The 18767-nt window shown below is 53.6% G+C and carries 16 protein-coding genes, 1 tRNA gene and 1 pseudogene; 8 read left to right on the top strand and 10 right to left on the bottom strand.

Features of this window, described 5'->3' with window-relative positions:
• The first annotated feature begins 42 nt into the window (after nucleotides 1-42).
• Together MO767_RS18880 and MO767_RS18875 are read left to right on the top strand one after the other, a co-directional pair.
• Nucleotides 43-900: a hypothetical protein gene (locus MO767_RS18880; RefSeq protein ID WP_282481741.1), complete on the top strand. Its 858-nt coding sequence runs from the start codon at nucleotides 43-45 to the stop codon at nucleotides 898-900.
• A 709-nt stretch (nucleotides 901-1609) separates the two neighbouring features.
• Entirely contained in the window at nucleotides 1610-2164 is a 555-nt protein-coding gene (locus MO767_RS18875; RefSeq protein WP_282481740.1) for a tyrosine-type recombinase/integrase, read from the top strand.
• A 365-nt stretch (nucleotides 2165-2529) separates the two neighbouring features.
• On the opposite strand, the gene MO767_RS18870 is transcribed toward MO767_RS18875, so the two are convergent.
• Complete coding sequence (locus MO767_RS18870) at nucleotides 2530-3042, bottom strand: hypothetical protein (RefSeq protein ID WP_282481739.1); 513 nt, start codon at nucleotides 3040-3042, stop codon at nucleotides 2530-2532.
• A 323-nt stretch (nucleotides 3043-3365) separates the two neighbouring features.
• Between MO767_RS18870 and MO767_RS18865 the strand changes: the two are divergent.
• The 3 genes and pseudogenes from MO767_RS18865 (at nucleotide 3366) to MO767_RS18855 (ending at nucleotide 7693) form a co-directional block, all read left to right on the top strand.
• Nucleotides 3366-3986: pseudogene (locus MO767_RS18865) on the top strand (recombinase family protein).
• 736 nt (nucleotides 3987-4722) lie between these two features.
• A complete protein-coding gene (locus MO767_RS18860) occupies nucleotides 4723-7221 on the top strand; it encodes a COR domain-containing protein (protein WP_282481738.1) in 2499 nt (832 codons plus the stop codon).
• A 253-nt stretch (nucleotides 7222-7474) separates the two neighbouring features.
• Nucleotides 7475-7693, top strand: a complete 219-nt coding sequence (locus tag MO767_RS18855; protein ID WP_282481737.1) for a hypothetical protein — start codon at nucleotides 7475-7477, stop codon at nucleotides 7691-7693.
• Nucleotides 7694-7847: 154 nt separating this feature from the next.
• Here MO767_RS18855 and MO767_RS18850 read toward each other — a convergent pair whose 3' ends face one another.
• The 4 genes from MO767_RS18850 to MO767_RS18835 all read right to left on the bottom strand — a co-directional run bounded on the left by MO767_RS18850 (nucleotide 7848) and on the right by MO767_RS18835 (nucleotide 9616).
• Nucleotides 7848-8216, bottom strand: coding sequence for a Rap1a/Tai family immunity protein (locus MO767_RS18850; protein ID WP_282481736.1), 369 nt, complete (start codon nucleotides 8214-8216; stop codon nucleotides 7848-7850).
• A gap of 52 nt (nucleotides 8217-8268) precedes the next feature.
• Nucleotides 8269-8550 carry a hypothetical protein gene (locus tag MO767_RS18845; RefSeq protein WP_282481735.1) on the bottom strand — a complete coding sequence of 94 codons (282 nt, stop codon included), beginning with the start codon at nucleotides 8548-8550 and terminating at the stop codon, nucleotides 8269-8271.
• 182 nt (nucleotides 8551-8732) lie between these two features.
• Nucleotides 8733-9107, bottom strand: coding sequence for a Rap1a/Tai family immunity protein (locus MO767_RS18840; protein ID WP_282481734.1), 375 nt, complete (start codon nucleotides 9105-9107; stop codon nucleotides 8733-8735).
• A 74-nt stretch (nucleotides 9108-9181) separates the two neighbouring features.
• A complete protein-coding gene (locus tag MO767_RS18835; protein WP_282481733.1) occupies nucleotides 9182-9616 on the bottom strand; it encodes a hypothetical protein in 435 nt (144 codons plus the stop codon).
• A gap of 147 nt (nucleotides 9617-9763) precedes the next feature.
• Here MO767_RS18835 and MO767_RS18830 point away from each other — a divergent pair, with 147 nt between their 5' ends.
• Nucleotides 9764-10588 carry a metal-binding protein gene (locus MO767_RS18830; protein WP_282481732.1) on the top strand — a complete coding sequence of 275 codons (825 nt, stop codon included), beginning with the start codon at nucleotides 9764-9766 and terminating at the stop codon, nucleotides 10586-10588.
• A gap of 18 nt (nucleotides 10589-10606) precedes the next feature.
• Nucleotides 10607-11305, top strand: coding sequence for a hypothetical protein (locus tag MO767_RS18825; RefSeq protein WP_282481731.1), 699 nt, complete (start codon nucleotides 10607-10609; stop codon nucleotides 11303-11305).
• A 154-nt stretch (nucleotides 11306-11459) separates the two neighbouring features.
• Here MO767_RS18825 and MO767_RS18820 read toward each other — a convergent pair.
• Nucleotides 11460-11536, bottom strand: a tRNA-Val gene (locus MO767_RS18820).
• 183 nt (nucleotides 11537-11719) lie between these two features.
• On the opposite strand from MO767_RS18820, the gene MO767_RS18815 reads away from it, so the two are divergent.
• Nucleotides 11720-13003, top strand: coding sequence for an FAD-binding oxidoreductase (locus tag MO767_RS18815; protein WP_282481730.1), 1284 nt, complete (start codon nucleotides 11720-11722; stop codon nucleotides 13001-13003).
• 50 nt (nucleotides 13004-13053) lie between these two features.
• Here MO767_RS18815 and MO767_RS18810 read toward each other — a convergent pair whose 3' ends face one another.
• The 4 genes from MO767_RS18810 to MO767_RS18795 are packed head-to-tail and all read right to left on the bottom strand — an operon-like array spanning nucleotide 13054 to nucleotide 18628.
• Entirely contained in the window at nucleotides 13054-14025 is a 972-nt protein-coding gene (locus MO767_RS18810; RefSeq protein ID WP_282481729.1) for an XdhC family protein, read from the bottom strand.
• A gap of 1 nt (nucleotide 14026) precedes the next feature.
• Nucleotides 14027-15262, bottom strand: a complete 1236-nt coding sequence (locus tag MO767_RS18805; protein WP_282481728.1) for a cytochrome c — start codon at nucleotides 15260-15262, stop codon at nucleotides 14027-14029.
• A gap of 2 nt (nucleotides 15263-15264) precedes the next feature.
• Nucleotides 15265-15804: a (2Fe-2S)-binding protein gene (locus MO767_RS18800; RefSeq protein WP_134421300.1), complete on the bottom strand. Its 540-nt coding sequence runs from the start codon at nucleotides 15802-15804 to the stop codon at nucleotides 15265-15267.
• A complete protein-coding gene (locus MO767_RS18795; protein WP_282481727.1) occupies nucleotides 15797-18628 on the bottom strand; it encodes a xanthine dehydrogenase family protein molybdopterin-binding subunit in 2832 nt (943 codons plus the stop codon). The genes MO767_RS18800 and MO767_RS18795 overlap by 8 nt, the downstream gene beginning before the upstream one ends.
• Between the last annotated feature and the right edge of the window lie 139 nt (nucleotides 18629-18767).

The raw sequence follows: 18767 nt of genomic DNA, 5'->3' as shown, positions 1-18767 counted from the left end.
GGCAAAAACCGAAGAAAACCTTAAAACCGTGTCCGGGATCAGTTGACCACTACATTAAAAGCGAGCCGGCGAGTCACGCCAGATGAATACGAAGAAGAGATGACGGGCAACCTTTTCTGCCCTTGTTGCTATACGAACGTTGAGCGGACCCCAAAGGAGAAAGACCTTTTCATCAATCGTCGTGACCCATTCTATCGCCACCTTAAACGCTGGCAACAAGTAGCTTGTGTTCTGAGAGCAAAAAAGGCAGAAGGTAAACGGTATGAATCATGGGAGGAGGCTAAGCGAGCAATCGACCACGGACACTTAACAATCGTGAAGGAATTTCTCCAGTCCAAGCCAGAGATCGAACTTACGCCAAGCGGCGACTACGATGAAACCCCTGTTGAGGATGTTGGTGGACCGCTGGCATGGGTACCGATAGGCCGACATAAAGGAGAAACCTTCGAGCTGCCAAGCAAAATAACTACTGTCGCAGGGATTTGCTCCAACTTTGAAGTCAACAAAGACAAGTACTTCTTCCTTCCTGGCGCTCAGCACGCGGTTCAATTGGCTGAGCTGATAACGAACGTGACCGAGCTGACTTCCGACATTCTGAACACCGAACAGATGCCGAGGTTGTACTTCGGGAGAATCAAACGCAGCTGGAACAAAGGTGCGTTCTCAACCTCGACACGTATGACTCGGATCGAGTGCGATCCAGCAATAGGTGATTTCACTGTCAAACTTCCAGATGGATTCTGCAGAGACAAGAGCATAAATGATGATTCGACGGGACGGATCGTTATGTTCTACGGGGTCATCACCACGAATGGCAAGGGATTGGCGGTGGACAGGCTTGCTTGGGGTGAGATTGCGCTAGTGCCCAGCAAATACAATGATTTACTGATGCCTGACTAGTCAGCATTCGAAGCTCTACTGCAAGAGCAGGGAAAGTGATTGATCGCATTAGCCTAAAGGGTCGCCTCCCCCCGAACGAGCCCCGTCACTTTTCCCCAAAGCACTAGATATCAATTGGCAATCGCTACCACGTCTGCAATGAGAGCAGGGCCAGCAACCGGTCCAGTCAAGAGAGTCGGTGTGGGGGCGGGTCGGTGAAGCTTGGCGACTTCACCAAATGCTTTCACGACCTGCTCACGAAAGAAATGATTGAAAAATCAGCCGATCGAAATGCAGAAGCTATTGCCGAAACTAATGCAATACTCCCCCTCGCCCCCTGCCTTGCTTCGCTCCCAAGCCTCTATCCTTGTCGAAAGCCCCGGAAACGTTGGAATTGCAAGCAGAGGGGCTAAGCCGAACGCCAGCCACACGCAGGTTTATTCGCGACTGCAAATTTCCCGCTGTCACTCGCTCACTAAACCAGCATTCGCCACTTCCTGCACTACATCGGGGCTAGCCAACCAATCGGCCACCAGCCTTTGTTCGTTAGTTATCACCCGTGGCTACTTTCCGCTCAGGAGCTAATTGCCTGTTAAGGTCACAGGATTGTGTCTAATTAACAGAATGTCATTGTGTAAATAAGCAGACCCACGGAAACACTGGACATCATCTGAAGGGATATGCTCTAATTAACATATCACCATCTTAAGCTATTGAGTGTTAATTAGATATGAACATCGTAGAAGCGGTGAAAACAGAGGGCGAAGCGGAAACCATCTCCCGCAAGCTGACCAAGAACGCCAGGAGCAATTCCTTGTACGCGGACATCTGGCGGTTTGGGGTCAACACTGCCCTTCGTATCAGCGATCTTCTCAGCCTCACCTTCGAGGATGTTGCTGGCGATAAGCTGGTGATCAAAGAATCCAAGACGGGTAAGACCCGTACTATCGACCTCAATAGCTCAGCCAAAGCCATCATTGGTCGCCGCAGGACTGCTCACCCGACACACACGTACTTGTTCGAGGTGGAGAGCAACCGAGCCAAGGGGAAGGCCGTAAGCCGGATCGCCGTGGCGAACGCCTTCAAGGCTGTGGGCGAGGAAATGAGCCTGCAACTTGGTACTCACTCGATGCGGAAGACTCGCGGCTGGCTGATGTACAACGGCGGAGTGTCCATCGAGAAGATTTGCAGGGTACTGAACCATTCCAGCCCCGCTGTCACGATGGCATATATCGGCATCACCCAGGCAGAGGTGGATGCGACGTACCACGAGTTCGTGTTCTAGACGGTGTAAGGTTCGCAACCCGACTACAAGCCGCCCATTGGCGGCTTTTTCTTGTGCCCGTGATATTTTGAATTTGTATCCGCAAACAGCAAGGTGGCACGGGAATGGCTCTTAACCTCGAACCAGCCTGTTTGGGAAATCCACCGATCTGCCAGAGTCTCCGCCTGATATTCCGCTACGGATTCACAGGCGATATTCTATCTAGGGTAGGTGTCGATTTTGAAAAGTTTGGGTAACAGAAGCCGCCTCAAACGTTTGTGGTGATGTATAGATGGCTCAAAGCCGCCAGCGGACATCTTCGCCAGGTCTACGCTCGCAAATACTTCATTGGCGGGAGTGTGCGGCTGAAAGACCACCTTTATCCACTAGTTGTAATCAACATCTTCGAGTGGTGGAGGTAGATCAAGCCGGGTGTTTTGAGGTATCCGGTGAAACGTTTCTACACGGCCGCACATATTAAGCTTCATAGAATCTGAGCCGGTAAACTCACCGCGTTTTAGCTGGTCGTGAAATGCCATTTTCTGAAAGTAGGTATCTACATCTGGGCCGTTCTTAACAATACGGTGGTTCACGTCGACAGCTATTGCGCCAGTAAACGGGGTTGTTTGAACTTGGACGAAGTAGGTAGAAAAACCAAGATTTCTTCCTTTTTCATCTCGGCTGTGCAAAACAAGAAGTCCATGCTGAGAGTACGGAAGATCGCCGGGGTTGAGTTTGAGCATAATGGTATCGCGAGTATCGGCGCCCATTTTCTTGCAGACTACTTCAGCCTGCCACTTCCCCACTCCTCGACTCGACAACCCGGTATTATCGGGCGTTTGGGCTGCACACGCTGAGATGAAGATCGCGGAGACTACTGTAATTAGGGGTTTGAGCATTTTTTGCTCTCCTTAGCTTCATTGTGTAGTTGATCGAGTGGGGGGACGCCTCCCGTTTGGTTTCGCAGGGAGCGGCATCTTTCGCACTGTAAAGATGACATCCCAGGGTAGAAGTAAGGATATTTGAATCGTCAGCTTCAGCCCCGCTGACCCTAGGATGAGGACCGTTCAGCGGCGTTACAAACCAATGATATCAAAAAGACACCACAAGAAGACAGGGTTTATCTTTTGCCAAGTTCATCGCTTAAAACCAAACCATTTAAGGCCAAATTATCCGATTTCGAAACTCGGCGTTGGGACGAGCCTCACTTTCAAGACGGCGACTGAATACTCATCTTTACCTGCGTGCATCAACCAAGGATCAAGATGCCCACCGGGCGAAAGCCGCACTGTAATTGTTCGCCGCTGACAAGGGCTTGAACATCACTGGCGTGTACGCCGAGAACATCAGTGGCACCAAACTCTTTCGTCCTGAGTCGATGCGCCTGCTGGACACTGCCGAGAAGGGTGAAGTGCTACTGGTAGAGTCGGTAGACCGCTTGAGTCGCCTCTCGCAAACCGACTGGGACACTCTCAAGGCGACCATTAAGGCCAAGGGGCTTCGCCTGGTGGTGGCTGACCTGCCCACCAGTCATATGATGGTTGAGGACAAGGGCATCACCGGACAAATCATGGAAGTAATCAACAGCATGTTGCTGGATCTGATGGCAACCATGGCCCGACTGGATCAGGAGAAACGGGTACAGCGGATTCGGGAAGGCCTGGAGAACAAGCGTGCGGCTGAACCTGAATGGAAGCCAACCGGCAAGGGGCGTAATCAAGCAAAGTGGGACAAGGTAGCGGGCTTGCTTAAGCGGAACGGCAACACTGTGGAAGAAATCGCCAAGATTGCCGACGTGGGTATTGCATCCGTGTACCGCATCAAGAGGGAGCTGACTCTGTAAGCCCCGCCAGCGTGACATATGCCGCCTACGGGGGCCTGTTTCATGCCCGTGATATTCTAAATTCGTAGCGGCTGACAGCGAGGTGGCACGGGAATGGCGTTAAGTACCGACCCAGCCTGATTGGGATTTCCGCCGTTTCGCCAGATACCCCTCTGATATTCAGTCCGCAGATTTACGGGTGATCTCCACCAAGGGCGAGTGCAAGGATTCAGAATTTTTTTGGGGGAATTGCACATCAGCAAGCTTAGTCACCTCTGTCGGTAGAGAACTGCTCATTATTGTCGGCGACCGCAGGCAGAATTCACCCGCAGACCAGACATCCTTGTCTTTGTGCTTCAGTTTCCTAAGTCACGGGACACGGGGGCATTGGTAGAAAAACTATGCAGGCCAACCCACGGCTTATCTATCCTCCGTCAGCTATCAATTTAGCGTTTAGCGCTGATATCTAATAAATACGCCTGAAGAAAAGCTCCACTCGCTAACGGGTGTGTAGTCAGGTGCTGCGTTTGATTCTCGGTTGGCACAACTTAATCCAGCTACGAAAAATTGAGGCTAACAGGCAGCGTGGTGTATCAATTTGATCAAAGATCCCCCCAAAAATACTAGCTAAATCGCGCTCACAATCACATCTGTGCCTTGCACACCTCGTAGGCTTAAGGCTTGCGGCAGCGATGAGGCAATGTGCTATCATAAGTGCATCTTGCAAGCTAGGAATGCTAACTTTTTTGAGAGGTTTATGAGTAAGTCAGAATTCGAAATACTAGGAGAGATTAATAATCTTTTAAACTCCGAAAAAAATAACGATAACAACCCGGAAAAACCAAGTGACTTTACAGAAGTAAGAGAAGCGTTCATTTTACCATTTGGTAATGGACGAGCATACTCTACCGACATGAAGGGTAGAGTTACTGGGCTAAAATTAGGACGTGTAGGGGTTGACATTAAAAAAGTACTAGATCTCATATGTGATCTTGTATACGTAAAGCGGCTAATTATCTATAGCAATGAAGCCTATGATATTCCAGACAAAATTCTTAAGCTAGCCGAATTAGAGTTGTTGTGGGTCGGAGGAGCGCTGAATAGAATGCCGCAGGCATTATTCATGTCGCTTGCTCCAATTTTCGCAACACCTGCTCCAAGCGGCGGCGCAATCAATAATTTTTTATCTAAGGATCTGATTGACACATTTACGCCTGCTTCACTGGAAGGGGACTCGGTAAAAAACCGGAGAAAAAGCTCACAGAGAAAGCTGGACCCCGGCCTACATAAGTTGACTGAGCTATCAATTGAGAACTCTCCATTTAAAGTCGAAATATTAAATGAGCTTCAGCGAGCTGTTGGATTATATGTGGTTTCCGATAGTTTATCGGATCCGCCATTTGAAATATTGCTCCATGGCACTGACGCAATAAACAATTATTATATTGAGAGAACAAAGCAAAGCCTTCCGTTAAATGAGTTAAAGGTCATACTTGTCGGAAATGGTGGTGCTGGGAAAACTTCCCTCGTAAAGCGTCTAATGGGGGAGCGCTTTGATGCAAGGGAAAAGCAAACCCATGGTATCAATATCAAAAAGTGGTCCATATCAACGAATGATGGGGCTGAAGTAAAGCTGAACTTTTGGGATTTTGGCGGGCAACAGATAATGCACGCAACTCATCAGTTTTTCCTTTCAAAGCGAAGTGTTTACATCTTGGTCTTGGACGGAAGGAAAGAGGAGGATCCAGAGTATTGGCTGCAGCATATAACCAGCTTTGGTGGTGACTCTCCGGTTTTTGTAGTTCTAAATAAAGTTGATGAGCACCCTGCTTTTAGTGCAAATGAGAAATTTCTACGTGATAAATATAAAAACATCATAGGGTTTTATAGAGTTTCTTGCTCTAAAAGTACCGGGGTGGAAGAGCTTGTTGAAGAAATGCGCTCTCACTTACCTGATATCCCGATGATAAAGACGCAATGGCCATACTCATGGTTTCAGGTCAAAAAAGAACTGGAAGAAAAAGGAACAGACTTCATTACGCTTGATCAATATCGTAATGTTTGCGCCAAGCATGATGTGCTCACTGAGAGCCAGGAAATTCTAGTCGATTTCCTCCACGATCTAGGCATAGTTTTACATTTTCGCGATATTCAACTTTTAGACATGCACGTTCTTGATCCTCGCTGGGTCACTGAGGGTGTCTATAGGATCATAAACTCAAAAAAGCTTGCTGAGCAAAACGGGGTGCTCAAGCTAGATGCATTGACGGAAGTACTTAAATTTAGGAAAAGCCTTATATTTGTTTATCCACCGGAAAAGCATTCCTTTCTGGTGGATTTAATGCTGAAGTTTGAAGTCTGTTACCGGGTGGGTGACGATTCAATACTTATACCGGATTTGTTGGATGTCCAAGAGCCACAGTTTGATTTTGATAGCAGTGATGCACTCAGGTTCGTATTTGAATATGACTACCTTCCAAAGTCAGTAATGCTGAGATTGATAGTTAGACTTCATGCGGATATCAACAACATGGAGCGGTGGCGAACAGGAGTGGTCCTAAATAGCGCTACTTTCTCCACTAAGGCGCTTATTAAAGCTGACGAGAAAGAAAAAAGAATATACGTCACCGTTGCAGGCAGGGAAAAGCGCGATTATTTTGCCGTAATACGGAAAACTATATTTGACATAAATGTATCTTTTGAGAGGCTGGGTTTCAGAGAGTTGGTTCCTCTGCCAGATGAAATTGGGCATTTGGTTGATTACGCAGATTTAATTGGCCATGAACGTAATGATATGGAAGAAATATTTATCGGGCGACTAGGGAGAAAGTTTAATGTGCAAACACTGCTGAATGGCGTGGAAAGGAAATCCTCACGAGAAACCACTAATACTATAACCGTTAATGGCAATTATTTTGCATCGGAAGCGAATATTCAAACGGTAATTGGGAATAAAAATATTCAGGAGGAGGTGCAAATGACACAGCATACGGTTAGCACTTTGGAAAAAGTGGTTGTTACACTCTCGTTGGTGCTATTTCTTGGGCTTTTTGGTTATTTGCTGGTCAGAAACACACCTATTGATCCCAGTCTGATGGTCGCCCTGAGGATAGTAATGAGTTTGCTTGTCGCAGTTTTCGGCGCGACAGTACCCGGTTATATAAATGTTGGATTTTCAGCAAAGGGATTAACAGTTCGGGCTGTAGGTGCAGTTGCACTATTTGTATTGACATATGTTTACACACCAGGAACATAAAGGATAAATCGTCTGGGTGACGGGCGTGCCAGTATCCCGATAAGCTGGGCTGCCCGCCCCAGTCGCCTATCCGCAGGGGCAAATTCATGATTATCAAATTGGACAAGTCCGATGCAAATGGCTGGTCAGGTCGGAATGAAAATAGCTTATCAAGGTAGTGCAGTTACCCGGATGTTAGCGAATCTGGAAAAGTGGCTCCAGCCAGCGGTGAGATGCACTAGGCTTCCCGCAATATCACTCAAGGACGATAGCTATGTCAGATGACCCAGAAGCCAAGATCGCCACAGCGGACGCTCTAACCCTTCTTTTGCATAATCAGCACGCTCTAGCTGCTTCGATGGAAGAAGTAATCAAGTGGTTCTCAGAGAACGGAGTAGGGATTGTCGCCGATAACGCAATGACTGCCATGGAAACGCTGGACGTAAATGCACGAGCGATTACAGATGCCATTACGCGACTCCGGCAGTCCTAGGCATCAGATAGTTCCTTTGGCCCCGCAGCCCCGTCGTCGCCTAAGCGATCCCAGTGCCGGGGCTGGTTTATCTTCTACCAGCGAATCTGAATCTAATCGTGAGTTGCACCTTTCCCGGCGGCGGAAAAATGAGTTCTGTGGAAAACGGTCTTGGTCACTTGCAGGGGTACGCTTCTTTATAAGCGATCATTGCGAGGTACGCGTCCGGCTTATCCAGCAGGGCGGGATTCTCTTGTAGGAACTTGGTAACGATCCTCACTGCTTGGCCATTGCTAATGCCACCCTTGGGAAAGCAGGTCCTGTATTTAGATTCGAGACCGCTATTTAGGATTGTCATTGTATTATTGACTCCCTCGACCATGCCAAAGCATTGGCCAACGGCCATAGGCTCTATGTCTTTTCCCCCATCCATAGCCTTTACGGCCTGCTGACAGTTCTCTAAAAGCTTGTTTCCATCCGCTATCGCCTGACCACTTGCCATCGCCCCAGTCAGTGCAACCGCTACCGCTATCCCTGCTTTCATGATCATATTCCCGCATATGGCGAACTGAGCTTGCCACCCCGGCGTCTAGAAACTATTCGTCGTCTTCCTCATCTTCGTCGTCATCATTTGATGATGTGGTACCTGAAGTAGTCCCGCTGTTTTCATCGACGTAAGACTGGCAACCTTCGTTGAAAGAGGCAGATGGAGTGCTGCAAGACGACTCATCGTCTACATCGTTCTGCTCAGCCCAGTCATACCCCGCTTGATGCCCTGAACAGTCGCCCCTGCATTGATAGCCATCGAACGTAGCAGCGGTAGCTGTTGTGCTGCCCAGCACAGATACCAGTAGCGTCATTGCAAATAACATCTTCATGATGGTGAACCTCCTTGTGCGTCACCCGATCCTACTCCTTCGGTGTGCCCTGTCGTCACACATTCTCCCTGGTACACCTTCCGGCTTGCTCAAGGACCGAGGATGAGGGCTGAATGGTGCGCCGGGAGGGTGCCATACACCCACGAAGCGGGGAGTATGAATTCTGTGGAAAGAGGCCTTGGTTATCCCTTGCAGGGATAGGCATCTGCCAACGCTATTTTCGTTAGGACCGTAGCGTCAAAGTTTAGAATCTTTGGGTTTTCCTGTAAGAATTTAACCAGAATTCGTATTCCTTGGCCGTTGGATATACCGCCCTTCGGGTAGCACATTTGCAGTTTCTTGGGCAGGTCGGCGTTCAGGAGCATGGTCATTCCAATAACCCCTTCTACGGTTCCGAGACATTTGCCTTGGCCGTATTCGTCATTGTTAACGTCGTTGTTGTCCATGAATCGAACGGCGGCTTGGCACTCGGAGAGAAGTTTGTTGCCATCAGCCATGGCTCCCCCGCTTGCCAATGCCCCGACCAGTGCAACCATTGCCGCTATCCCTGCTTTCATGACGACTCTCTATAGGTGTGTGATGAGGTAATTTTTCCGCCGGAAAGAGCCCGGTGCCGTCGAACAGCATGTCTTCAATGAAGCATTATCCAGCCGGTGTTTTGATAGGTGGCCCACACCTTTGTCACTAGATAACAGAGCAACCCCGTCAGCAGCAGATAGTTTCGAATGTGATTGTAATTTTGACACCGTTTGTTATGTAGCGCCCCCCTCTCAAGCCACATCGCTCTTTGACCTCCAGAGGACGCACCTAGGGCGCTTGCATTCGTCAGCGCTAATTGTGACCTTGCTTCCAGCTTCTGGAATCCACACGCACAGCTTGCAGCAAATATGAGCAAACTCAGGAGTAAGAATGTCTCTTTGTTCACGCCGAGCTGAGCATAGGGGTTCGTTTGGGCTAAGTAGGCACAAATAGCTACAGATATTCCCATTATGAAGTGGTCGAGTTTGTTAGCTCCGTCTATCTGTTGCACGCCCAATACATCAGCCCGCTCTTGATCAGTTGCCATGCCATGCCTTCAATTTAAAGTTGGTGCACTCATCCTATCGGCTTCATTGGTTCGGTGCCATCACGCCACACAAGGCGCAAGACATTGGGTATTAGCTGGTCCTTCTGCATGCTATAACCCTCGTACACGAGGATCGGGAGCACCTGTATGGGCAACTATTCGAAAATGCTATCTGAACGTAGCAAACACACTAAAATCACAAGCGGTCATTGCCTGATCTGTGGCACATACGGAACCCTCTCTCAAGATCATGTCCCCCCACAAGGAAGCATCACAGTAACTGCGGTCGAACAGGTTCACCTTACCGAAGCGTTCGATCTTCAACTCCCAAAAGTGAAAGGCATACGATCCCCGAATGGCAGTAAATTCCGTACAATCTGCCGAAACTGCAACATGACGGCACTAGGTCAGAATGACGGAGAAATCGCCGAGGTCTGCAAGTCCCTCACTCTCAAAATCAACCACTTCTTCACCCATGCGAATAGCCCCGTTTCGAGTGTCTACACACCAGTTAACGCCCTGAAGTACGCACGGGCGATGGTTGGTCACGTTCTATCTGCCACGTCAGTAACGGAATGCGTTAACCCCAGCCAACCCACCCCCTACTTCGATCCACTGAAGAAGTTTGTGCTAGGTGACGATCACGCGATGAGCGATACACACGACATCTTCTACTGGTTTTTTCCACACAAGCATCATCAAAGCATCAAGCTCTTCAGCGTGAAAAACGGGCAGAACATGTGCTGCATGAGCCTCCTTTCCTTCTTTCCACTAGCGTTCCTTGTCACTGAAAAAGACAAGGGAATATATCCGGCAGGAGCGGTGAAACTGGAGCTAACCGACAAGTCGCTGTTTTTGGATCTTTCGGGTCGAAATGTTCGATTCTCCAGCTTCCCTGCGATCGAGCTGCAAGGGGATCAGATGGTCGCACTGGCTGCCCAGATGTCTATCGTTAGCTATCCAATAAAATGAACAGCAAAAGGAGCAACCATGCGAAGAACATGGAAACTAGCAGAACTGAAGCAACATATTCGAACAACCAAGCCCGAAAAAAATTGGCTGCTAAGCACCGTCGACTCGGTGAGCCACTCCCTCCACATTTACCAGTATCACAAAAGCCTGGCTCGCAAAGCGTTTGATGCATATCACGCCGAGCACGATCCGAACGGAATTAAAATGTTTGCTGCGGCAATGATGGCTGGAACCGATGAGGAGCTTGAGGAGTTCGAGGAGGCTAAGCTCGCCAGCGAAGCGAATCTGATTGCAGCGATCAATATCACCAGGAATACATTTGATATCTTTGCTCAGATAGCTAACGCCCTCGCACTCCCCCAGCCCTTATACATAGAGGATTGCACCATCAGCAAGGTGCGTGATCGTCTTCCCAAGAGCCCGCTGAAAACGGAGATAACACGAGTAACGAAGCTCCATTGGTTTCGATATCTCGCTGGATTCAGCAACACACTCAAACACCGACAACTCATATCGCACAAGCCATCACAGAAGTACAAAGAGGGTACCGGCGAATATCTTGGAGGTGAAGCGGAGGTAGCGGCCTTCAAGCATCACAGTAAGGAATTTAAGAGCTACTGGGTGCAGGAGGTACTGGAAGGCACAGTCGAAATGCACAACGAAATCGTCACTCTTGGAATCACTCTCAACGAACATTGCCTGACCCCGGCTGTATGAGGGCAGACGAGGCACAGGTCGGAAACCAGCGTTCACATTGCCCAGTGTGAACGAACCCGTTATTTTGTGAACGTTCTGCAAGAATTCAAGGCAACAAAAAAGGGCCCACCTTTCGGTGAGCCCTTCTAGACCGCCCAGCAGAGCGGATTTTGTTTGGTAGGCGCGATTGGACTCGAACCAACGACCCCCACCATGTCAAGGTGGTGCTCTAACCAACTGAGCTACGTGCCTGCTGTGAGGCGGCATTCTACGGAATTCCGGAGGGGTGTCAACACCTTTTTTCGAGCTAACCCTATGAATATGCAAAATATTTAATTTCGCTGCTGCGAAGAAGATTTTCCGGTGGCTGGCGGCGGTTTTTTAACTCGGGTAGGATCGGTGCACTCGTAAAATATATTAAACAGAGGCTGCAGGATGGCGAACACACCTTACCCAGAGTCCTATTACGCGGCATCGGCCAATGCGGTTCCGCCGCGCCCGGCCTTGCAGGATGACGTAGAGACTGATGTCTGTGTGATCGGTGCCGGTTACACCGGGCTGTCCTCTGCCCTGTTTCTGCTGGAGAACGGCTTTAAGGTCACGGTGCTGGAGGCGGCGAAGGTAGGGTTTGGTGCGTCGGGGCGTAACGGTGGCCAGATCGTTAACAGTTATAGCCGCGACATCGATGTGATCGAGCGCAGTGTCGGGCCCAAGCAGGCTCAGTTGCTGGGGCAGATGGCGTTCGAAGGTGGCCGGATCATTCGTGAGCGGGTTGCCAAATATAATATCCAGTGCGACTTGAAGGACGGTGGTGTATTCGCCGCCATTACCGCCAAGCAGATGGGCCATCTGGAATCCCAAAAGCGTCTGTGGGAGCGGTTCGGTCACACGCAGCTTGAACTGATGGATCAGCGTCGCATCCGTGAAGTGGTCGCTTGCGATCAGTACATCGGCGGCATGCTCGACATGAGCGGCGGGCACATTCATCCGCTGAACCTGGTACTGGGCGAAGCCGCAGCTATCGAGTCGCTGGGCGGCACCATTTATGAACAGTCGCCGGCGGTGCGCATCGAGCGCGGTGCGAATCCGGTGGTGCATACGCCACAGGGTAAGGTCCGGACCAAGTTCATCATCGTCGCGGGCAATGCCTACCTCGGCAATCTGGTGCCGGAACTGGCGGCCAAGTCGATGCCGTGCGGAACTCAGGTGATCACCACCGAACCGCTGGGCGATGCGCTAGCCAAGAGTCTGTTGCCGCAGGACTACTGCGTTGAAGACTGCAATTACCTGCTCGATTACTACCGCCTGACCGGGGACAAGCGTTTGGTCTTCGGCGGTGGCGTGGTGTATGGCGCGCGGGACCCGGCGAATATCGAGGCGATCATTCGGCCGAAGATGCTCAAGGCTTTCCCGCAACTGAAAGACGTGAAGATTGATTACGCCTGGACCGGAAATTTCCTGCTTACACTGTCGCGTCTTCCGCAGGTCGGGCGGCTGGGCGACAACATTTACTACTCCCAGGGTTGCAGCGGCCACGGCGTGACTTACACGCACCTGGCGGGCAAGGTGCTGGCCGAAGCGTTGCGTGGTCAGGCTGAGCGTTTTGATGCGTTTGCGGATTTGCCGCACTACCCGTTTCCGGGTGGACAACTGCTGCGCACGCCGTTTGCGGCGTTGGGTGCCTGGTATTACGGATTGCGGGATAAGTTCGGGTACTGACAGACACCACAAATCCTGTGGGAGCAAGCCGCTCCCACAGGGGGATGGCGTTAGAGTCGATCCCGCGGGATGCCGCTGCGGATGCGCAGGATGTCGGCGAGTACGGCCAAGGCAATTTCTGCTGGCGTCTTGCTGCCCAGGTTCAGGCCAATCGGCGCATGAATCCGCGCCAACTCCACATCCCCCAACCCGCCAATCCTGCGCAACCGCTCAAAGCGTTTTTGCGACGTCTGCATCGAGCCCATCACGCCGATATAAAACGCATCGGTGCGCACGGCTTCCATCATCGCCAAATCATCAATCCGCGGATCGTGGGTCAACGCCACCACCGCCGTGTCGCTGTGACAGCCGCCGTCGGCGATGAACACCGACGGCAGTTGGCGGCGAATCTCGACGTTGTTGAGCACCACGCCTTCCAGCACTTCATCGCGGGGATCGCACAGGATCACCTCGAACCCCAAACCCACGGCAAACTCCGCGCAGGCCTGGGCGACACTGGAATACCCCGCCAGCAGCAACCGCTGAGCCGCGCCGATCCGTACACGTACCCGGTCGATCTCACGCTCGATGCGCGCCCCCTGCTCGCTGTCTGCGAACACATTACGCGCACCGCTGGCCAGATCAACTTCACGGATCAGCCGACGCTGACCCAGCAACGCCGACTCCAGTTCCCGCAGATGCGCCTGAACCTCACAATCAGGTTCAAGCTTCTCCACCAGCACATCGAGCACACCGCCACAGGGCAGGCTCACTCGGGAGCGCGGGTCATCACCTTCGCCATAACGGACAACGTTGACGGCCTCAGAGAATGCACCCTCGGCGACGCGTTCCAGGAAATCTTCCTCAACACAGCCACCGGACAGCGAACCGATCCATTGTCCATCAGCGTTCACAGCCAGCAGCGACCCCGGCGCACGCGGTGCCGAGCCGTAAGTGGCGAGCACCGTGCACAACCACACCCGTTGACCCGCCGACGACCATTCCAACGCCCGGCGCACAACCAGCAGATCGAGATGCTGCATGTCAGTGCGCCTTGTGCTCGGCGGTCGGAGCATCCGCTTGCAGCTTCTGCACATCGCTGACCGCCAGCTCACTCGCCTGACCACCCCAACCCTGACGCAGATAGTTGAGCAGATCGGTCAGTTGCTCGTGACTGAGCTTGTCGGCAAAGCCCGGCATCGGTTGCATGCGTTCGAACCCGGCGAATTTCTGCTCGCCGATGCCGTCCTCGATCACCCGCAGCAAGTTGCGCGGATCTTCCAGGCGCAACGTGGTGTTGCCGCGCATGGCCACTGCGATGTGCGGCTTGCCCTCGCCATTTGGCGCGTGGCAACCGGCGCAAACGTTCAGGTAATCCTGACGACCGCGCTGGGCGCTTGGTCTCATGTTGTCCAGGGGCACTTCGGTCAGCACCTTCGCTGCGGGCGGTTGATCGCCGAGCAGGTAAGTGGCCATCGCCGCCAGGTCCGGGTCGTTGAGGTCTTGGGTGCTGTTGTGGAACACCGGGAACATCTCGTTGAACATCGTGCCTTGGGCGCTCATGCCGTGCTTGAGGAACGAGCTCAGGTCCTGATGATTCCAGCCCCGCGCCGCCAGATCATTGGCCAGCAGGCTCGGTGCCAGATAGCCATTGAGCAGGCCACCGGTCAGGCGTTTGTCCTGCTGCATCGCGCCGGGCAGACCGCGCGGGGTATGGCACTCGCCGCAGTGACCGAGCACTTCGACCATGTATTGGCCGCGCTTGAAGTCTTCGCTTTTGCCCTCGGTGGGCGCGAGTTGCACGTCCTTGCCGTAGAGCAAGTTCCAGCCCATCAGGCCCAGGCGTACGTTGAACGGAAAGCTCAGGCTGGTGACCGGCGCTGCGCGCTCAATCGGCTCGACGGTTCTCAGATAGGCATGAATCGCGTCCGAGTCTGCACGAGGCATCAGGTGATACGAGGTGTAGGGCATCGCCGGGTACAGGTTCGCGCCATCCCGGCGCTTGCCTTTGGTGAGCGCGGCGAAGAACTCGTCATCGCTATACAGACCGATGCCGTGCTCTTTGCTCTGAGTGATGTTGGTGCCGTAGATCGTGCCGAACGGCGAGACGATCGGCAGTCCGCCCGCGAAAGGCGCGCCGCCCGGTGCCGTGTGGCAGGCCATGCAGTCGGCGGCGCGGGCGAGGTATTCGCCGCGTTTGATCTGATTATCCGCGTGAGCCAGCAACACCGGCGCAGCCAGACCAACCGCCAACGCCAGGCGGGAAAGTAGATGCTTCATGCTTAACCCTCCTTGACCAGGCCGAGATCGGTCAGCACGTTGCGCGTCGCGCTGTAGTAGCGCACGTAGCCGGTGCAGCGGCAGATGTGGTGACCGAGGCTGTCCTCGATGACTTTTTCCAGCTGACTTTTAACGATCGGCTGACGCTGAAGTTTTTCCACCAACACAGTCGCCGCATTCACGAAGCCCGGCGCGCAATAGCTGCACTGGAAAGCGAATTCATCGACGAAACGCTGCTGGATCGGGTTCAGCGCGGTGACCTTGCCCTGCTCATCGCGGGTCGCATGGCCTTCGATGGTCCGCACTTTTTTACCTTCGAAGTAATGTGCGCCAGTGATGCAGGTGCGCACTTCTTCGCTGGTGCCGTCCGGGTTATCTACGATCACCACACAGGCATGGCAGATACCCTGTCCGCAGCCGAGGCGCGAGCCGGTAAGGTTTTTGTATTCGTGCAGGTAGTCGATCATCGGCAGGTCATCAGGGATGTCCACCGGGCCGACGGATTGACCGTTGAGGGTCAGCTGAAGCGGACGGTTAGCCATTGAGGGCCTCCTTGATGCGAGCAGAAGTGATAGGCAGGTCGCGAACGCGTTTACCGATGGCGTGGGCCACGGCGTTGCCGATGGCACCGACCACCGGGATCATCACCACTTCGGCGATGCCCTTCGATGGATCGCTCGGCGACAACGGCGGCAGGATCTCCGCCGTCTGTTTCCAGACCGCAACGTGTCGCGCCATCGGCAAGCGGTATCGGTTGAAGTTCCAGTCACCCTCCCCCGGCCCACCTTCGTACAGCGGCATCTCTTCCATCAACGCATGGCCGATGCCCATGGCGATCCCGCCTTCGAGCTGACCTTTGACCAGTTCTTCCACCAGCACCCGACCGCACTCGACCCACGAGTGATGGTTGAGCACTTGTACTTCGGCGGAGCCCTTGTTCACTTTCAATTCCACCAGCGTCGCGACCGGGCTGTAGTAAGTCACCGCCGCGTTGTTCAACTGGGTGTCCGGGTAGTGCACGTTCTGGCGATCCAGCAGATGGAAACCGGCGCTGGTCATCTGCGCCTTCTTCGCGTTTGGCGCACCGTCGCCGTACTTCACGGCCAAGCCATCCAGCGGCAGGCGTTCACGCACGCCGTCGATGCTGAAATCGGCCTCGGCCCAGCTCCACCGGTTGAAACCGTGCACGGTGGCGCCGGTCACCAGCCCCTTTTCGTGGGCGTTTTTGGCCAGCTGTTCGAAGCTCAGCGGTTGCATGCCGTTGGCGGTGAGTTTGCCGTCGACCCAATGCGCGTCCTCGCGGCGCACCACGTAAGGGTTGGCCTGGCCGCCGTAAGGTCCCTGGCCCCAGATCTGCAACGCCGCCGGCCACAAGCCGTGATTGAACAGCACGCGCGCCGCTTCACGGGTGGCATGGCTGAAGTAGTAAGCGGAGTTGGTCGCCGACGAGGCCGAGGCCAATTTGCCGACCCAGCGCGGGTTGCGCAGCAAGCTGTCCTGCTCAGCCTGGCTCATGATGTAAGGGTTGCCACCGCTGGTGAGTTGCAACTCTTTCCATTCGGTTTCGCCGGTCTTCACTTCAGTTGCCGGAACGCCGAGGAAATCGGCTACGACCAAGGCTTGAGAGGTGGACATGCCGGTGCCGATTTCGATGCCGATATGGCGCAGGGTCACGTGGCCCTCGGCGGTGAATTCGATGCTGGCCATCGGCGCTTCGGAACCGGTGCCGAAGTCTTTCTGGCAAATCGCAAAACCGACGCCGTACCAGTGATCCGGGTCCTGCGCTTCGCGTTGTTTTTTGATCGCGTCGCGGTTTTTCCAGACCTCGTGAACGGCCGCCTTGTCGAGAATCTCGTGCAGGCGCAACGCACCCGCCGGCACCGCGCCCTGGGTGTTTTTCATGCCCGAGACCATGGCGTTTTTCTTGCGCAGAGCAATGGCGTCGATGCCCAGGCGATCGGCAATTTCATCCACCATCATCTCGGTGGAAGCCATGCTTTGCAGCGTACCGTAACCACGCATCGACCCGGCCTCAACGGCGCGGGAATGATAGGCCGTGACCTGCAAATCGTTCTGCGGCATGTAGTAGATCGACTGCGCCGCCGTGGCACCAACCGCCGCCACCGATGGGCTGTAGTTGATCCGCCCGCCGCCGTCGACGCTCATCTCGGCGCGGAAAATCTTGAAGCTGTGATCGGTCTTGTCCACCGCCAGTTGGTAGCGGATGTCGAACGAGTGACGCTTGATGCCGCTCTGGAATTGCTCGTAGCGGTCGTTGGCCAGACGCACCGGCACGCCGGCGCCGTACAACGCGGCAAGGGCTGCGTAGTAGACGAAGATGTTGTGGTCCTTTGAACCGTAACCCACGGTGTAACCGGGGTGCATGTTCAGGTTGGCCAGGCCGAAACGCGACGGCGCGATCATCTTCGCGGTTTCGGTGGCGGCTTCCAGTGGGCACTGGGTGGCGACGACAAAATGCAGGGTCTTGGTCGCCGGGTCGTACCAGCCGTTGCCGTTGTCCGGCTCCATCGCAGCGGGTTCGATTGACGGGGTTTTGTAGCGCTCGTCGAACACCAGCCAGTTGTCTGGCGGGCTGTCGATTTGCTGCTTCATCCGGTCGGCGTAAAACAGGCCGCGCTCGGTCAGGTTGCCGTGCAGGTCCGGCTGGGAATTCCACACCGGACGACGGTTTTTCAGCATCGGGAACAGGATCGAATCCTTGAGGCTGGCGAATTCGTCTTCGTCCGCCGAGGTCGCGCCGCCGACGCGCACGTAGCGGAAGCTGCCATAGGGATCGCCTTCGTAGAACGGCGCTATATCGCCGTAGCGGATTGCTTTGTCATTGAATTTGAGTTTGGCCTTGGCCTGGCGGAAGCGCTCGAAGTCGTTCCAGATCAGGATCGCCACCGGATGACCGATGAACATCGGCACTTTGCCTTCCGGCAGCAGCGGATCAGGCGCGTGCTCTTCCGGGAAGACGATGCCGTCCTTGTCCAGGTCGGCGGCGGTGACGATGCGGTCCGGTTGCAACTCGGCGCCGAGCCACGCCAGGTCGTACCCTGCGTAGATGCGGTCGGCCTTGATGGTTTTCAGCAACATGGCGTGGCCCTGTTGCTGGGGCCAGCCCGGCATGTCCTTGGCGCGGATGTCGCGGGCAAAGACTTTGCTGCCGCAGACCTTCGACAAGGCATCGTTACGCGAGCGTGCCTTGCCATTGTTGCCGAGCCACTGCTCGGACGGCACGGTCACGCTATTTTCCATCAGGGCTGCCAGCGCCTGACTGCTGAGCGGTGTAAGTGTGACGCTCACACCCGCCACCAGCCCGCCCTGTAGGAACGAGCGCCGGGATATATCACGGTTGGACATGGATCATCCTCTGGGCGGTTATGGGTCCGCCCTTCTGGTTATGTTCTGGGGATCTCGAGTCTTGCAGAAGCCCTTTTCGACGATTCAAAGGGCTGTGTTGACAGTGCAAAGCTGACCGAAAGGTTAACTTTAAAGGTTT

It is taken from the genome of Pseudomonas sp. UYIF39 (assembly GCF_029963765.1).
GTDB lineage: Bacteria > Pseudomonadota > Gammaproteobacteria > Pseudomonadales > Pseudomonadaceae > Aquipseudomonas.
Note: the sequence above shows the minus strand (reverse complement) of the source record. Positions and strands in the feature narration are given on the sequence as shown.

What these genes read in the sequence shown, in the direction of transcription:
- MO767_RS18815 (WP_282481730.1), top strand. Translation starts at nt 11,720, where the DNA reads ATGGCGAACACACCTTACCCAGAGTCCTATTACGCGGCATCGGCCAAT.
- MO767_RS18860 (WP_282481738.1), top strand. Translation starts at nt 4,723, where the DNA reads ATGAGTAAGTCAGAATTCGAAATACTAGGAGAGATTAATAATCTTTTA.
- MO767_RS18875 (WP_282481740.1), top strand. Translation starts at nt 1,610, where the DNA reads ATGAACATCGTAGAAGCGGTGAAAACAGAGGGCGAAGCGGAAACCATC.
- MO767_RS18850 (WP_282481736.1), bottom strand. Translation starts at nt 8,216, where the DNA reads ATGAAAGCAGGGATAGCGGTAGCGGTTGCACTGACTGGGGCGATGGCA.
- MO767_RS18795 (WP_282481727.1), bottom strand. Translation starts at nt 18,628, where the DNA reads ATGTCCAACCGTGATATATCCCGGCGCTCGTTCCTACAGGGCGGGCTG.
- MO767_RS18800 (WP_134421300.1), bottom strand. Translation starts at nt 15,804, where the DNA reads ATGGCTAACCGTCCGCTTCAGCTGACCCTCAACGGTCAATCCGTCGGC.
- MO767_RS18870 (WP_282481739.1), bottom strand. Translation starts at nt 3,042, where the DNA reads ATGCTCAAACCCCTAATTACAGTAGTCTCCGCGATCTTCATCTCAGCG.
- MO767_RS18805 (WP_282481728.1), bottom strand. Translation starts at nt 15,262, where the DNA reads ATGAAGCATCTACTTTCCCGCCTGGCGTTGGCGGTTGGTCTGGCTGCG.
- MO767_RS18825 (WP_282481731.1), top strand. Translation starts at nt 10,607, where the DNA reads ATGCGAAGAACATGGAAACTAGCAGAACTGAAGCAACATATTCGAACA.
- MO767_RS18835 (WP_282481733.1), bottom strand. Translation starts at nt 9,616, where the DNA reads ATGGCAACTGATCAAGAGCGGGCTGATGTATTGGGCGTGCAACAGATA.
- MO767_RS18810 (WP_282481729.1), bottom strand. Translation starts at nt 14,025, where the DNA reads ATGCAGCATCTCGATCTGCTGGTTGTGCGCCGGGCGTTGGAATGGTCG.
- MO767_RS18855 (WP_282481737.1), top strand. Translation starts at nt 7,475, where the DNA reads ATGTCAGATGACCCAGAAGCCAAGATCGCCACAGCGGACGCTCTAACC.
- MO767_RS18840 (WP_282481734.1), bottom strand. Translation starts at nt 9,107, where the DNA reads ATGAAAGCAGGGATAGCGGCAATGGTTGCACTGGTCGGGGCATTGGCA.
- MO767_RS18830 (WP_282481732.1), top strand. Translation starts at nt 9,764, where the DNA reads ATGGGCAACTATTCGAAAATGCTATCTGAACGTAGCAAACACACTAAA.
- MO767_RS18845 (WP_282481735.1), bottom strand. Translation starts at nt 8,550, where the DNA reads ATGAAGATGTTATTTGCAATGACGCTACTGGTATCTGTGCTGGGCAGC.